11 protein-coding genes and 1 pseudogene are annotated in these 14,658 nt (G+C 71.4%); 7 read left to right on the top strand and 5 right to left on the bottom strand.

The genetic code is table 11. The annotated features are described in order from the left end of the window. Positions 1 to 768 precede the first annotated feature (768 nt). From ABZX30_RS10150 to ABZX30_RS10135, 4 genes and pseudogenes are all read left to right on the top strand, one after another. Positions 769 to 1,341: pseudogene (locus tag ABZX30_RS10150) on the top strand (DUF5753 domain-containing protein); the annotation flags it as partial. Between the two features lie 7 nt (positions 1,342 to 1,348). Next, the gene (locus ABZX30_RS10145; protein ID WP_355931204.1) at positions 1,349 to 1,549 is read left to right on the top strand and encodes a DUF397 domain-containing protein; all 201 of its coding nucleotides are present in this window, start codon (positions 1,349 to 1,351) and stop codon (positions 1,547 to 1,549) included. A 108-nt stretch (positions 1,550 to 1,657) separates the two neighbouring features. Continuing rightward, positions 1,658 to 3,940 (top strand): ATP-dependent RecD-like DNA helicase, encoded by a 2,283-nt coding sequence (locus ABZX30_RS10140; RefSeq protein WP_355931202.1) that lies wholly within the window; start codon positions 1,658 to 1,660, stop codon positions 3,938 to 3,940. A 212-nt stretch (positions 3,941 to 4,152) separates the two neighbouring features. Then, complete coding sequence (locus ABZX30_RS10135) at positions 4,153 to 5,442, top strand: citrate synthase (RefSeq protein WP_355931200.1); 1,290 nt, start codon at positions 4,153 to 4,155, stop codon at positions 5,440 to 5,442. A 610-nt stretch (positions 5,443 to 6,052) separates the two neighbouring features. On the opposite strand, the gene ABZX30_RS10130 is transcribed toward ABZX30_RS10135, so the two are convergent. The 3 genes from ABZX30_RS10130 to ABZX30_RS10120 form a co-directional block, all read right to left on the bottom strand. Continuing rightward, entirely contained in the window at positions 6,053 to 8,338 is a 2,286-nt protein-coding gene (locus ABZX30_RS10130) for a heavy metal translocating P-type ATPase (RefSeq protein WP_355931197.1), read from the bottom strand. 82 nt (positions 8,339 to 8,420) lie between these two features. Beyond that, complete coding sequence (locus ABZX30_RS10125; protein WP_355931196.1) at positions 8,421 to 8,660, bottom strand: heavy-metal-associated domain-containing protein; 240 nt, start codon at positions 8,658 to 8,660, stop codon at positions 8,421 to 8,423. A 72-nt stretch (positions 8,661 to 8,732) separates the two neighbouring features. Then, positions 8,733 to 9,683 carry a PrsW family glutamic-type intramembrane protease gene (locus ABZX30_RS10120; RefSeq protein ID WP_355931194.1) on the bottom strand — a complete coding sequence of 317 codons (951 nt, stop codon included), beginning with the start codon at positions 9,681 to 9,683 and terminating at the stop codon, positions 8,733 to 8,735. 281 nt (positions 9,684 to 9,964) lie between these two features. Here ABZX30_RS10120 and ABZX30_RS10115 point away from each other — a divergent pair, with 281 nt between their 5' ends. Next, positions 9,965 to 11,008, top strand: a complete 1,044-nt coding sequence (locus ABZX30_RS10115; protein ID WP_355931192.1) for a zinc-dependent alcohol dehydrogenase family protein — start codon at positions 9,965 to 9,967, stop codon at positions 11,006 to 11,008. Between the two features lie 52 nt (positions 11,009 to 11,060). On the opposite strand, the gene ABZX30_RS10110 is transcribed toward ABZX30_RS10115, so the two are convergent. Together ABZX30_RS10110 and ABZX30_RS10105 are read right to left on the bottom strand one after the other, a co-directional pair. Beyond that, a complete protein-coding gene (locus tag ABZX30_RS10110) occupies positions 11,061 to 11,261 on the bottom strand; it encodes a MerR family transcriptional regulator (RefSeq protein ID WP_355931189.1) in 201 nt (66 codons plus the stop codon). Between the two features lie 417 nt (positions 11,262 to 11,678). After that, entirely contained in the window at positions 11,679 to 12,596 is a 918-nt protein-coding gene (locus ABZX30_RS10105; RefSeq protein ID WP_355931186.1) for a sugar phosphate isomerase/epimerase, read from the bottom strand. 165 nt (positions 12,597 to 12,761) lie between these two features. Between ABZX30_RS10105 and iolC the strand changes: the two genes are divergently transcribed. Continuing rightward, positions 12,762 to 13,712 (top strand): 5-dehydro-2-deoxygluconokinase, encoded by a 951-nt coding sequence (iolC, locus tag ABZX30_RS10100; RefSeq protein WP_355931318.1) that lies wholly within the window; start codon positions 12,762 to 12,764, stop codon positions 13,710 to 13,712. Positions 13,713 to 13,786: 74 nt separating this feature from the next. Beyond that, entirely contained in the window at positions 13,787 to 14,656 is an 870-nt protein-coding gene (locus tag ABZX30_RS10095; protein WP_355931315.1) for a deoxyribose-phosphate aldolase, read from the top strand. The last annotated feature ends 2 nt before the right edge of the window (positions 14,657 to 14,658 follow it).

Here is a 14,658-nt window from a genome sequence, read left to right as displayed (position 1 = left end):
CGGGTCGGGGGGCGCGGTCGCGCCTCGCCTGCACGCCGGGTGGACGGGCGGCGGACGGTGAGAGGGGGGCGAGCGGTGAGTGGGTGAGTGGGGGGCTGGGCGGGCGATCACCTGTGTGGGCCGGGTCGGGGGGCGCGGTCGCGCCTCGCCTGCACGCCGGGTGGACGGGCGGCGGACGGTGAGAGGGGGGCGAGCGGTGAGTGGGTGAGTGGGGGGCGAGCGGTGAGTGGGTGAGTGGGGGGCTGGGCGGGCGATCACTTGTGGGGGCCGGGTCGGGGGGCGCGGTCGCGCCTCGCCTGCACGCCGGGTGGACGGGCGGCGAGCGGTGAGAGGGGGCTGGTGGCCGGACGTGCGCGGTCGGCGGGCAGCAGGACACCTGGGATCCGGTGACGGCTTGCGGCGAGTGGAGGGCTGGGGCGCCGCAGGACGAGGACCAGATCATCGACCGCATCTGCCGCTACTGCGACAGGATCTCCGGACCAGGACACTAGCTAGAACTGCTCACAGACGGGCAGAAGCAGCAATTGGCAGATATGAGCCACTCGCACAGCTCGTCCACGTTGCTGACCTGCTGCTTTACCATCCCCCTCTGGCACATATCTGCCAATCACCGTCCATCGCCGCTCGACTGTGACCGCTGAGGCCAGTGTGGCGCCCGTAGGGGTGCCGAGGAAGACCGGCAAGCCGTCCCGCCACCCACCCGAGCACACCCCACCCCCACCTACCGCAAGCCAGCGATCCACCCGCGCGCCGCCACACACCCGCCCCCAGGAGTACCGGGGTCATCTGCCCACGTCTTTCCTGGACCTGTCCGAACTGAACCATCACGCCTTGTTCCGGCGCGACGTGGCGGTCCTTTACGTACCTGGCTTGCTGCAGACCGAGGACTACGCCCGCGCCGTGTTCTCCTCAAGAGTGCCGGAACTGACCAATGAAGAGCTGGAGTTGCGTATCCGTCATCGCCTGGCGGGCCAGGACATCCGCGTTCCCTACGAGTGGGTGATTCACGAGGCGGCGCTCCGCATCAGGGTCAGCAACCGTGCTGCGTCACGGGCACAACTCAACCGGCTCGTGGCATTTTCCGAGGCGGATCACGTCACCATCCGTGTCATCCCGTTCGATCTGGACGGCTTCGCCAGGGCCGCCAGCAGCATGACGTACGTGGGGGGTCCCGTGTCCAAACTGGACACGGTGGTCCGCGACGTCCCCCATGGCTCGGCCTTCATCGACTCCGAGGCACAGCTCAGCGCCTTTCGAACGCGCTTCCTTAAGGTGGAGGCCGCATCACTCGACCCGGGGCGATCGCGTGATTTCATCCACCGGCTGGCGAAAGAGCTGTGAGGCACTCATGGACTGGCGAAAGTCGACCTACTCGGGCCCCGACGACGGCAACGAGTGCGTAGAGATCGCCCCCACCCCCGTACACATACACATCCGCGACTCCAAAGCCACCACCCCTGCCATCCTCACCTTCCCGGCCGAAGCTTTCGCCGCCTTCGTCGACGATCTCAAGAGCACCGGGCAGGCGGGGCGTCCGACACCGGTCTGAGAGGTTCTCGCCCCTCGGTACCCCGGTACCCCGGCGCCCCTCCCGCCCCAGGAGCCGGCAGGCCAAGGCCCTGCCCGCGCTGTCAGTCCCCACCGGTACCGTCGCACCATGGCGCAACAGGCGGGGAAGCCCACGAACCCCACGGGCGAACGACAGCTCGCCACCCTCGAAGGCGTGCTCGAACGCATCACGTACGCGAACGAGGAGAACGGCTACACGGTCGCCCGGGTGGACACCGGCCGGGGAGGCGGTGATCTCCTCACGGTGGTCGGCGCGCTGCTCGGTGCCCAGGTGGGGGAGGCCCTGCGGATGGAGGGGCGCTGGGGGTCCCATCCCCAGTACGGGAAGCAGTTCACCGTCGAGAACTACACGACCATGCTGCCCGCCACGGTCCAGGGCATCCGCCGCTACCTCGGATCGGGGCTGGTCAAGGGCATCGGGCCGGTCTTCGCCGACCGGATCACGCAGCACTTCGGGCTGGACACGCTGCGGATCATCGAGGAGGAGCCGAAGCGGCTCATCGAGGTGCCCGGGCTGGGGCCGAAGCGGACCAAGAAGATCGCCGACGCCTGGGAGGAGCAGAAGGCGATCAAGGAGGTCATGCTCTTCCTCCAGACCGTCGAGGTGTCCACGTCCATCGCGGTGCGGATCTACAAGAAGTACGGGGACGCGTCCATCTCCGTCGTCAAGAACCAGCCCTACCGGCTCGCCGCCGATGTCTGGGGCATCGGTTTCCTCACCGCCGACAAGATCGCCCAGTCGGTCGGCATCCCGCACGACAGCCCGGAGCGGGTGAAGGCGGGGCTGCAGTACGCGCTGTCGCAATCCGCCGACCAGGGGAACTGCTTCCTGCCCGAGGAGCGGCTGATCGCCGACGCGGTCAAGCTGCTCCAGGTCGACACCGGCCTGGTCATCGAGTGTCTCGCCGAGCTGGCGCGGCCCGCGCAGGAGGGGGAGGACCCGGGGGTCGTACGGGAGAAGGTGCCCGGCCCGGAGGGGGACTCGGAACCGGTCACGGCCATCTACCTCGTGCCCTTCCACCGGGCCGAACTCTCCCTCTCCGGTCAGCTGTTGCGCCTGCTGCGCACGGACGAGGACCGGATGCCGGGGTTCCGGGACGTGGACTGGGACAAGGCGCTGGGCTGGCTGAAGGGCCGTACGGGGGCGGACCTCGCCCCCGAGCAGGAGGCCGCCGTGAAGCTGGCGCTCACCGAGAAGGTGGCCGTGCTGACCGGTGGCCCGGGGTGCGGCAAGTCCTTCACCGTCCGCTCGGTCGTGGAGCTGGCCCGCGCGAAGAAGGCGAAGGTGCTGCTCGCCGCGCCCACCGGCCGGGCCGCCAAGCGGCTGGCGGAACTGACCGGGGCCGAGGCCTCCACGGTGCACCGGCTGCTGGAGCTGAAGCCGGGCGGTGACGCGGCCTACGACCGGGACCGGCCGCTCGATGCCGATCTGGTGGTCGTGGACGAGGCGTCCATGCTGGACCTGCTGCTCGCCAACAAGCTGGTCAAGGCGGTGCCGCCGGGGGCTCACCTGCTCTTCGTCGGGGACGTCGACCAACTGCCCAGCGTGGGCGCGGGCGAGGTGCTGCGCGACCTGCTCGCCGAGGGCGGCCCGATCCCGGCCGTGCGCCTCACCCGGGTGTTCCGCCAGGCCCAGCAGTCGGGCGTGGTGACGAACGCGCACCGGATCAACTCGGGGCAGCACCCGGTCACGGACGGCATGAAGGACTTCTTCCTGTTCGTGGAGGACGACACGGAGGAGGCCGGGCGGCTCACGGTGGACGTCGCCGCCCGGCGCGTCCCGGCCCGGTTCGGGCTCGATCCGCGCCGGGACGTGCAGGTCCTCGCGCCCATGCACCGCGGCCCGGCCGGCGCGGGCACCCTCAACGGCCTGCTCCAGCAGGCCATCACCCCTGGCCGCCCCGACCTGCCCGAGAAGCGGTTCGGCGGCCGGGTCTTCCGTGTCGGCGACAAGGTGACCCAGATCCGCAACAATTACGAGAAGGGCAAGAACGGAGTCTTCAACGGCACCGTGGGCGTGGTCACCTCGCTCGACCCGGTCGACCAGCGCCTGACGGTGCTGACGGACGAGGACGAGGAGGTTCCGTACGAATTCGACGAACTGGACGAACTGGCCCACGCGTACGCGGTGACCATCCACCGTTCGCAGGGGAGCGAGTATCCGGCCGTGGTCATCCCGGTCACCACCGGTGCCTGGATGATGCTCCAGCGCAATCTGCTCTACACGGCGGTCACGCGCGCCAAGAAGCTGGTGGTCCTCGTCGGTTCGCGCAAGGCGATCGGCCAGGCGGTGCGCACGGTGTCGGCCGGGCGACGCTGTACGGCACTCGACTTCAGACTCCATGGGGCCAATGGGGCCGTACGGACCTGACATCCCGAAAAATGATCGATCAAATGAGTCGGGAAGGTCACAGAGCACTTCCCGTCACCGGATCGAGGGGGCAGGATGAGCAGGTTGGCGGCACTGAGTGCCGCCCAAGGGCCCAATGGTCGACCCCGAGTGCACTCTCCTGAGCCAAATGGGGGATGGTAGAGACAGTCAGGGCACCTCGAAGAAGAGGCACTACGTCGGTGAGGGAAGACGTGAGCGACAACTCTGTAGTACTGCGGTACGGCGACGGCGAGTACACCTACCCGGTGATCGACAGCACCGTCGGTGACAAGGGCTTCGACATCGGGAAGCTCCGCGCCCAGACCGGTCTGGTGACTCTGGACAGCGGTTACGGCAACACGGCCGCCTACAAATCCGCCATTACGTACCTCGACGGCGAGGCGGGCATCCTCCGGTACCGCGGCTACCCGATCGAGCAGCTGGCCGAGCGCTCCACCTTCCTGGAGGTGGCCTACCTGCTGATCAACGGTGAGCTGCCGACCGTCGACGAGCTCTCCACGTTCAAGAACGAGATCACGCGGCACACCCTGCTGCACGAGGACGTCAAGAACTTCTACCGGGGCTTCCCCCGGGACGCCCACCCGATGGCCATGCTCTCCTCGGTCGTCTCGGCGCTGTCCACGTTCTACCAGGACAGCCACAACCCGTTCGACGAGAAGCAGCGCAACCTCTCCACCATCCGCCTGCTCGCCAAGCTCCCGACCATCGCGGCGTACGCGTACAAGAAGTCGATCGGTCACCCGTTCGTCTACCCGCGCAACGACCTCGGCTACGTCGAGAACTTCCTCCGCATGACCTTCTCGGTCCCGGCGGACGAGTACGAACTCGACCCGATCGTGGTCTCCGCCCTCGACAAGCTGCTGATCCTGCACGCCGACCACGAGCAGAACTGTTCGACGTCGACGGTCCGTCTGGTGGGCTCGTCCCAGGCGAACATGTTCGCGTCCATCTCGGCCGGCATCAACGCCCTGTGGGGCCCGCTGCACGGCGGTGCCAACCAGTCCGTGCTGGAGATGCTCGAGGGGATCCGCGACTCCGACGGCGACGTCGACACCTTCATCCGCAAGGTGAAGAACAAGGAGGACGGCGTCCGCCTGATGGGCTTCGGCCACCGGGTCTACAAGAACTTCGACCCGCGTGCCAAGATCATCAAGGCTGCCGCGCACGATGTGCTCTCCGCCCTCGGCAAGTCCGACGAACTGCTCGACATCGCGCTCAAGCTGGAGGAGCACGCGCTCTCCGACGACTACTTCGTCTCGCGCAGCCTCTACCCGAACGTGGACTTCTACACCGGTCTGATCTACCGGGCCATGGGCTTCCCGACCGAGATGTTCACGGTCCTGTTCGCCCTCGGCCGCCTGCCGGGCTGGATCGCCCAGTGGCACGAGATGATCAAGGAGCCGGGCTCCCGCATCGGCCGTCCGCGCCAGATCTACACCGGTGTGGTGGAGCGGGACTTCGTTCCGGTCGAGGAGCGCTGAGTTTCGTCCGAGGAGCGCTGAGTTTCTTCGTCGGCGTCCGGGGTGCGTGAGCCTCCCGGGCGCCTGACAGCGCACAGCAGAAGGCGCCCTGAGTCGCCGGTCCCCCCACGGGCCGACGACCAGGGCGCCTTCCCATGTCCCGGTGCGGATTCCCCCCACGGGATCCGGCCGGGCGCTCGGAGAGGACAGCGCCTGAATCGCTGTCTGAGCATGACGAGCAGAACCCGTCGCGCTCCAGTGATGCGGTGCGATCTGCCGGGACAGCGCACGCAGGGAGGGCCGCTCAAAGCTTCCCGGTGTACGTGCCCCGGCAACGCATCTCTGAGGAAGTCCCCCAAGACATCCCCAGATGCCAGTCAGCGCCCCCCAAGACGCTGGTCTGACATCGCCAACTTAGACCTTCGAACCCCTTCGATGGTTACGTTCGCATCACTGTGATCTGTGTCTCTTGCATATGTCCTATAGATGCGCAAGAGCCCCGATAATCCGATCGGGACTCAAGCGTAAGGATGATGCGCGAGCCTTGTGAAGAGCTTATGTGAGGTCCGCGCCGGACTCCAGGGGGACTCTTGCTTCCACTGCCGCAAACCGGCGGTAACTTCGCGGGCCCTCAGTGGAACGTCCGCAGCCGCAGACTGTTGGTCACCACGAACACCGAGGAGAAGGCCATCGCGGCACCCGCGATCATCGGGTTCAGCAGCCCGGCCGCGGCCAGCGGCAGCGCGGCCACGTTGTAGCCGAAGGCCCACACCAGGTTGCCCTTGATCGTGGCCAGGGTACGCCGCGCCAGCCGGATCGCGTCCCCCGCCACCTTCAGGTCGCCGCGCACCAGCGTCAGGTCGCCCGCCTCGATCGCCGCGTCCGTGCCCGTGCCCATGGCCAGGCCCAGGTCGGCGGCGGCGAGCGCGGCCGCGTCGTTCACCCCGTCGCCGACCATGGCGACGGTCCGTCCCTCGCCCTGCAACCGCCGCACCACGGCCACCTTGTCCTCGGGCAGTACCTCGGCGACGACCTCCTCGATGCCCACGGCCCGCGCCACTGCCTCGGCCACGGTCCGGTTGTCGCCGGTCAGCAGCACCGGCGTCAGCCCCAGCGCGCGCAGTTCGCGCACCGCCTCGGCGCTGGTCTCCTTGACCGCGTCGGCGACGGCGAGGACACCGCGTGCCACCCCGTCCCAGCCGACCATGACCGCCGTGCGCCCCTCCTGCTCGGCCCGGGTGCGGGCGGCGGCCAGCTCCTGAGGCACCCCGGCGGTGTTCTCCGCGAGTCGCCCCACGGTCACCTCGTGGCCCGCGACCCGCCCGCGCACGCCCCGCCCGGGGACGTTCTCGAAGTGCTCGACCGCGGGCAGCGGCCCGACCCGCTCCTCGGCGCCGGCCGCGACCGCCCGGGCGACCGGGTGCTCCGAGGCGTGCTCCAGGGCTCCGGCGAGCCGCAGCACCTCGTCCTTGTCGGCGCCCTCGGCGACGTACACCTCCTGGAGCGTCATACGGCCGGTGGTGACCGTGCCGGTCTTGTCCAGGACGACCGTGTCGACGCGACGCGTGGACTCCAGCACCTCCGGGCCCTTGATGAGGATGCCGAGCTGCGCGCCGCGCCCGGTGCCGACCATCAGCGCGGTGGGGGTGGCGAGGCCGAGCGCGCACGGGCAGGCGATGATCAGCACGGCGACGGCGGCCGTGAAGGCGGCGACGGTGTCCCCGGTGACGCCCAGCCACACCGCGAAGGTGCCGAGCGCGATGAGCATGACGACGGGCACGAAGACCGCCGAGATCCGGTCCGCCAGGCGCTGCACCTGCGCCTTGCCGTTCTGCGCGTCCTCCACCAGCCGCGCCATCCGGGCGAGCTGGGTGTCGGCGCCGACCCGGGTGGCCGCGACGACCAGCCGGCCCCCGGCGTTCACCGTCGCCCCCGTCACGGCGGATCCGGGGCCGACGTCCACCGGCACCGACTCGCCGGTCAGCATGGAGGCGTCGACCGCGGAGACGCCCTCGACCACCGTGCCGTCGGTGGCGATCTTCTCGCCGGGGCGGACCACGAACCGGTCGCCGACGGCCAGGGAGCCCACCGGCACCCGCACCTCACGGCCGTCCCGCAGGACGGCGACGTCCTTGGCGCCCAGCTCCATCAGCGCCCGCAGGGCGGCCCCCGCGCGCCGCTTGGAGCGGGCCTCCAGGTAGCGCCCGAGGAGGATCAGGGCGACGACGCCGGAGGCCACCTCGAGGTAGATCGTGGACGCGCCGTCCATACGGGAGACGGTGAAGCGGAACGCGTCGTGCATGCCGGGCATGCCCGCGTCGCCGAGGAACAGCGCCCACAGCGACCAGCCGTACGCGGCCAGCGTGCCGACCGAGACCAGGGTGTCCATGGTGGCGGCCCGGTGCCGTGCGTTGGTCCAGGCGGCCCGGTGGAACGGCAGCCCGCCCCAGACGACGACCGGTGAGGCGAGCGTGAGCGAGAGCCACTGCCAGTTGTCGAACTGCAGCGCGGGGATCATGGCGAGCAGGACGACGGGGAGGGCGAGCACGGCGGAGACGGTGAACCGCAGCCGCAGGGCCGTCAGCTCGGGATCCTGCTCGGTCCGGGCGGGCGTGTCGTCCGCGGCGGGCTCCGGCGGCGGGGGCTCCTCGGCGGTGTACCCCGTCTTCACGACGGTGGCGATCAGATCGGCGACCTGGACCCCCTGGGGGTAGGTGACCTTCGCCTTCTCGGTGGCGAAGTTCACCGTGGCGCTCACGCCGTCCATGCGGTTGAGCTTCTTCTCGACGCGGGCGGCACAGGAGGCGCAGGTCATCCCGCCGATGAGCAACTCGACTTCAGAGCTGCCCGTCGTCGCGCCCGAAGGCGCGTCCGAGGGGGTGCCTATGGCTGTCTCTGCGGTGGTGGTGCTGTTCATGTCCGGGCTCCAGACGGCGGAACGGGCCGCACGGATCCAGTATCAGCTGGTCGGTACGGCCCGGTCGGAGAGTGAACGGAGATCAGGCGCGGCCGGCCAGCTCGAAGCCGGCCTCGTCGACGGCGGCGCGGACGGCCTCCTCGTCGAGCGGAGCGGCGGAGACGACGGTGACCTCGCCGGTCGACGCGACGGCCTTCACCGAGGTGACGCCGGGGATTTCGGAGATCTCGCCGGAGACGGAGCCCTCGCAGTGGCCACAGCTCATCCCGCTCACCTGGTAGACGGTGGTGACGGTGTCCGGGGTGTCGGTCGGGGCGGTCATGTCGTTCTCCTCGTCGCAACGGGTGGGGCCGACGAGGCCCACGGTGGGGCCTGTACTCCTGACACTATACCCCTAGGGGGTATTTCTCCAAGAGGCGCCACGGCGCGCCAGCGAGCGCACCCGGGCGATGCCCAGCAAGCAGACGAGTACCAGGCCGGCGGCCGTGAACACCGCCAGCAGGTGTTCCTGTGCGGCCGTCGGTCCAGGGACGTACCCCTGCGCGAAGAGCTCCCGGGCCGGGTACGGCCCGGCCAGGCGGGCCACCAGCCAGAGGGCGATGCCGTGGGTGGAGTCCCACAGCGTGTGCAACAGACCCGCGCCGAGCCAGGCGGCGAGGACCGGTCCGCTGCCCAGGCGGAAGCGGCCGTTCGGGCGTCGGTGCGCGAGCAGCGCCCCGCCGGCCATGGCGGTCCACAGGCCGTGCCCGAGCGGGGTGAGCATCCCGCGCAGGGCCTCGGTCTCCAGCAGGGTCCGCAGGCCGGGACCGTCCGCGGACAGGGCCGCGCCGAAGGCCTGCCCCGAGCCCTCCAGGGCCGCGAAACCGCAGCCGACGGCCGCGCCGAGCACCAGCCCGGCGCGCATGCCGTGGATCCCGGGCAGCCGGCGCAGCACGAACATCAGCGCGCCGAGCTTGACGGCCTCCTCGACCGGTCCGGCGGCGGCGAACGTCCGCAGTGACGGTCCGAGCAGCTGGTTCTCCGTCACCGACGCGCCCAGCACCCCGAGCGTGCCGCCGGCCAGGAAGCAGCCGAGGACCGCGCTGACGCCCAGGTCGCAGCCGTGCCGCTCGTACGCCCACAGCACCAGGACGACGGGGAGGAGGAAGCCGCCGAGCAGGATCGGGGTGGGCAGGAGGGCGGTGTCCGCCGTCGCGTACGCCGCCAGCACGGTCAGCGCCCATACGGCCAGCCCGCCGCCCAGGAAGCGCCGCCACAGGCCCGCGCGGATCCGCGGGTACGGGGGAGGCGGCTGCTGCGGACCGGGGATACGGGCGCGGGGGGCGCCGGGCGGCGGGAAGGTCACGGCGGTCCCCCTCGGGCTTCTGCTGGACGATCTACCCGAACCCTATGCAGATGACCTTTATGCCGCAGTCCGGGGAAGGCCGGTGGTGTCCGTGCGGCCTGGCGGGCCCCGGCCTCCCTGTACCCGCCGCGCGGGCGGTGCGGCTCGCCCGCCGCCGAGTCCGGACGGGACCGGCGTACGGGGCCGGGGCGGGGGCCGGGGCCGGGCAGGGGCTAGCGTTCGCGGGGGCCGTGGTCGGGCGGTCCGGGGGCGGTCGTACGGAAGGTGAGGACGGAGGACACATGCGCGCTGTGGTGTTCGAGCGGTACGGGGAACCGGCCGAGGTGCGGGAGGTGCCGGATCCGGAGCCCGCCGAGCACGGCGTCGTGGTGCGCGTCGAGGCCACCGGCCTGTGCCGCAGCGACTGGCACGGCTGGATGGGCCACGATCCGGACATCACGCTGCCGCACGTGCCGGGTCACGAACTCGCCGGGACCGTGGAGGCGGTCGGCGGCCGGGTGACCGGCTGGAGCCCAGGCGACCGGGTCACCGTGCCCTTCGTCTGCGCCTGCGGCAGCTGCCCCGCCTGCGCGGCCGGCGACCAGCAGGTGTGCGAGCGGCAGACCCAGCCCGGCTTCCACCACTGGGGCTCGTTCGCGCAGTACGTGGCACTGGACCACGCCGACGTGAACCTGGTCGCCGTACCGGACGGCCTGTCCTCCGCGACGGCGGCCGCGCTCGGCTGCCGGTTCGCGACGGCCTTCCGGGCGGTGGTGCAACGAGGGCGGGTGGCCGCGGGGGAGTGGGTCGCGGTGCACGGCTGCGGGGGCCTGGGCCTGTCGGCGGTGATGATCGCGGCGGCGTCGGGGGCACGGGTCGTCGCCGTCGACGTGTCACCGGCGGCGCTGGAGCTGGCGCGGAAGTTCGGGGCGGCCCGGTGCGTGGACGCCGGGCGGACGCCGGACACGGCCGCCGCGATCCGTGAACTGACCGGCGGCGGCGCCCACCTCTCCCTCGACGCGCTCGGTTCCCCGGTGACCTGCGCGGCCTCCGTCGGCTCGCTGCGCCGCCGCGGCCGGCACGTCCAGGTCGGCCTGCTTCCCTCACCCGAGGGCACGACCCCCGTGCCCATGGCCCGCGCCATCGCCCTGGAGCTCGAACTCCTCGGCAGCCACGGCATGGCCGCCCACGCCTATCCGGGCATGCTCGAACTGGTCCGCGCGGGCGTACTCCGCCCCGACCTGCTGGTGACGTCGACGATCCCGCTGGACGCGGCCCCGGCCGCGCTCGCCGCGCTGGACACGGCACCGGGCGCGGGCGTCACGGTCGTCGAACCGTGGAGCTGAGAGCCGTGTGCCCCACCCGGGAGGGACGGGGCACGGCACCGTACGGACGGGCTCAGGTCTGGTTGCGGCCGCGGTTGCCGGGTCTGGCGGCGACCCAGGCGCGGACGGTGTCGGCGTACCAGTAGGGCTTGCCGCCCTCCACGTGGTCGGGCGGGGGCAGCAGCCCGTGCTTGCGGTAGGACCGTACGGTGTCCGGCTGCACCCGGATGTGCGCCGCGATCTCCTTGTACGACCAGAGCCGGCGGTCGGTCATGAGTTCCTCCCCGCGCGCGCCGCGGCGGCGGCCGGGGGCGGCCGTCGGGAGAGCCGGGCGCTGCGCTGGTGATCATCAGCCTGTGCCCGGTGAACGACGCGCAGTGACCGTCAGGGAGGGCCTGTCGAAGGGATGTGACGGGGAGCCCGCGTAGTCGGGACATGTGTGACAGCGGGCGGGAGTTTGTGACAGGGCTGACACACACGGCGTACGCGCGGGTGCGGACGGGGCGCGACGGCTGACGGCCCGGCGGTCGCCGCCGGACCGCCGTGGACCCTCCGGCCGTGCGGCCGCAAGCCGCACACCGTCGCGGTGTCCGCCCGGCCGTGTCCCGCGCCGGCCTCGCCGGGCCCTTCGCGGTCGCGGCGACCGGGCCGCCGGCTTCGGCGGCCCGCCGGGGCGCCGACGGCAGGACGTCTACGCCCCGCAGGACCGCAGGAACGCCCGGGTGCGCCGGGCGATCGGGAGGGGCTTGTCCGGGGCGCAGGGGTACATGTCCTGCTCGACGATCGCGAACAGGTCGGCGTCCAGCTTCTGCGCCGCCTCGAGGACCGGGCCGAGCGCGGGCACCCCGGACGGGGGTTCGCACATCACGCCCTGGGCGACCGCCGGGCCGAACGGGGTGCCGTTCGCCCGTACGTCCGCGAGGATCTCCGGGTCCACCTGCTTGAGGTGCAGGTAGCCGATCCGTTCGCCATAGGTCTCGATCAGCTTGACGCTGTCGCCGCCGCAGTAGGCGTAGTGCCCGGTGTCCAGGCACAGCGAGACCAGTGAGGAGTCGGTGCCGTCGAGGAAGCGGGTGACGTTGTCCTCGCTGTCGATGTGGGTGTCGGCGTGCGGGTGGACGACGATCGACAGGCCGTAGCGTTCCCGCACCTCCCGTCCGAGCCGCTCGGTCAGCGAGGTCAGGTTGCGCCACTGCTCGGGGGTGAGCGTGTCCGGCTCCAGCACCTCGCCGGTCTTGTCGTCCCGCCAGAAGGACGGGATGACCACCAGGTGGGACGCGCCCATCGCCTGGGTGAGCGCGGCGATGTCCGAGACGTGCGCCCAGGTCTTGTCCCAGACCGCCTCGCCGTGGTGCAGGCCCGTGAAGACCGTGCCGGCCGACACCTTCAGGCCGCGCCGGGCCGTCTCCTCGGTGAGCACGGCCGGGTCGGTCGGCAGGTAGCCGTACGGACCCAGCTCGATCCACTCGTAGCCGGAGTCCGCGACCTCGTCGAGGAAGCGCTGCCAGGGCACCTGTGCGGGGTCGTCCGGGAACCAGACGCCCCAGGAGTCGGGCGCCGATCCGATGCGGATGCGGGACAGTGGGGCTTGGGGCGGCATCGACGTCATGGCGGTCAGCCTGCGGCTCGTAGAAAGCGCGTGTCAAGCTCTGGTCCGAATGTCTGGACAAAACATTGACAGGCTCCCGGGTGCGGGGCTACAAACCGGGGAGAGCCGTGCGAGCCGCCGGGGTGCGCCCCGAGGGCGAACCGGATGACGCAGAAGGGAAGCCGGATGGCGTACGACCTGATCACCATGGGACGGATAGGAGTGGACCTCTATCCGTTGCAGACCGGCGTACCGCTCGCGCAGGTGTCGTCCTTCGGCAAGTTCCTCGGCGGCTCGGCGACGAACGTCGCGGTCGCCGCCGCCCGCCTCGGCCGGAGCACCGCCGTGATCACCCGGACCGGTGACGACGCCTTCGGCGCCTATCTGCACGAGGCCCTGCGCGGCTTCGGCGTCGACGACCGCTGGGTCGCCCCGGTCGCCGGGCTGCCCACGCCGGTCACCTTCTGCGAGGTCTTCCCGCCGGACGACTTCCCGCTGTACTTCTACCGGCAGCCCAAGGCACCCGACCTGGAGATCGACGCCCACGAGCTCGACCTCGACGCCGTCCGCGAGGCGCGCGTCTTCTGGGTCACCGGCACCGGCCTGAGCGAGGAGCCGAGCCGTACGGCGACCCTCGCGGCGCTCGCCCACCGGGCCAAGGCCGGCACCACGGTCTTCGACCTCGACTGGCGGCCCATGTTCTGGACGGACCCGGACGCGGCCCGCCCCTTCTACGCCGAGGCGCTGCGGCACACCACGGTGGCCGTCGGCAACCTCGACGAGGTGGAGGTCGCCACCGGGGTGCGCGAGCCGCACGCCGCCGCCCGGGCGCTCCTCGACGCCGGTGTGGAGCTCGCGGTCGTCAAGCAGGGGCCCAAGGGCGTCCTCGCGGTCAACAGCGCGGGCGAGACCGCGGAGGTCCCGCCGCTCCCGGTGACCGTCCTCAACGGACTCGGCGCCGGCGACGCCTTCGGCGGCTCCCTCTGCCACGGCCTGCTGGCCGGCTGGGACCTGGAGACGATCATGCGGCACGCCAACGCGGCCGGCGCCATCGTCGCCTCCCGCCTGGAGTGCTCCTCCGCGATGCCCACCCCCGACGAGGTCTCCGCCGCGCTGCGGGCCGGAGCGGTGCTGTGAGCGCCGGCACGGTCGCGGGGACGCGGCATGACGGCGGGGACGGCGGCGCGTTCCCGAAGGTCGACGTCTCCGCGCTGGTGCACACCCGCACCCACCACCCCGAGGCGATCGCGGAGGCCGCCGCCCGCCGCGCCCGCCGCCCGCTGCTGAACGAGCACGGCCGGCTGATGATCGTCGCCGCCGACCACCCGGCCCGCGGCGCCCTCGGCGTCGGCGACCGCAAGCTGGCCATGGCCAACCGCGCCGACCTCCTCGAACGCCTCTGCCTGGCCCTGTCCCGGCCGGGCGTGGACGGGGTCCTGGCCACCGCCGACATCCTGGACGACCTGCTGCTGCTCGGCGCCCTCGACCACAAGGTGGTCATGGGCTCGATGAACCGCGGCGGCCTCCAGGGCGCCTCCTTCGAACTCGACGACCGCTTCACCGGCCACCGCCCCGAGGACATCCAGCGCCTGAACTTCGACGCGGGCAAGCTGCTGCTGCGCGTCGACTACGCGGACCCGGGCTCGCTGACCACCTTGGAGTCCACGGCCCGCGCCATCGACGACATGGCCGCCCGCCGGCTCCCCGTCTTCGTCGAGCCGTTCATCAGCCGCCGTGACGACGACGGGCGGCTGCGCAACGACCTGAGCGCGGAGGCGGTCACCAAGTCCATCGCCATCGCCTCGGGCCTGGGCGGCAGTTCGGCCTACACCTGGCTGAAGGTGCCGGTCACCGACGACCCCGACGACATGGCACGGGTCATGGAGACCTCCACGCTGCCCGCCGTGCTGCTCGGCGGCGACATCGGTGACTCGCCCGAGGACCAGGTCGCCGCCTACGAGAAGTGGCGGGGCGCGCTCCGGCTCCCCACCGTGCGCGGTCTGGTGGTCGGCCGCTCCCTGCTGTACCCGGCGGACGGCGATGTGGCCGCCGCCGTGGACACCGCCGTAGGACTGCTGTGAGG

The organism is Streptomyces sp. NPDC004542 (assembly GCF_040610035.1).
Lineage (GTDB): Bacteria > Actinomycetota > Actinomycetes > Streptomycetales > Streptomycetaceae > Streptomyces.
The sequence above is the reverse complement of the archived record's forward strand: the minus strand, read 5'-3'. Positions and strand labels throughout refer to the sequence as shown.

What these genes read in the sequence shown, in the direction of transcription:
- ABZX30_RS10115 (WP_355931192.1), top strand. Translation starts at nt 9,965, where the DNA reads ATGCGCGCTGTGGTGTTCGAGCGGTACGGGGAACCGGCCGAGGTGCGG.
- iolC (WP_355931318.1), top strand. Translation starts at nt 12,762, where the DNA reads ATGGCGTACGACCTGATCACCATGGGACGGATAGGAGTGGACCTCTAT.
- ABZX30_RS10125 (WP_355931196.1), bottom strand. Translation starts at nt 8,660, where the DNA reads ATGACCGCCCCGACCGACACCCCGGACACCGTCACCACCGTCTACCAG.
- ABZX30_RS10130 (WP_355931197.1), bottom strand. Translation starts at nt 8,338, where the DNA reads ATGAACAGCACCACCACCGCAGAGACAGCCATAGGCACCCCCTCGGAC.
- ABZX30_RS10110 (WP_355931189.1), bottom strand. Translation starts at nt 11,261, where the DNA reads ATGACCGACCGCCGGCTCTGGTCGTACAAGGAGATCGCGGCGCACATC.
- ABZX30_RS10145 (WP_355931204.1), top strand. Translation starts at nt 1,349, where the DNA reads ATGGACTGGCGAAAGTCGACCTACTCGGGCCCCGACGACGGCAACGAG.
- ABZX30_RS10140 (WP_355931202.1), top strand. Translation starts at nt 1,658, where the DNA reads ATGGCGCAACAGGCGGGGAAGCCCACGAACCCCACGGGCGAACGACAG.
- ABZX30_RS10105 (WP_355931186.1), bottom strand. Translation starts at nt 12,596, where the DNA reads ATGACGTCGATGCCGCCCCAAGCCCCACTGTCCCGCATCCGCATCGGA.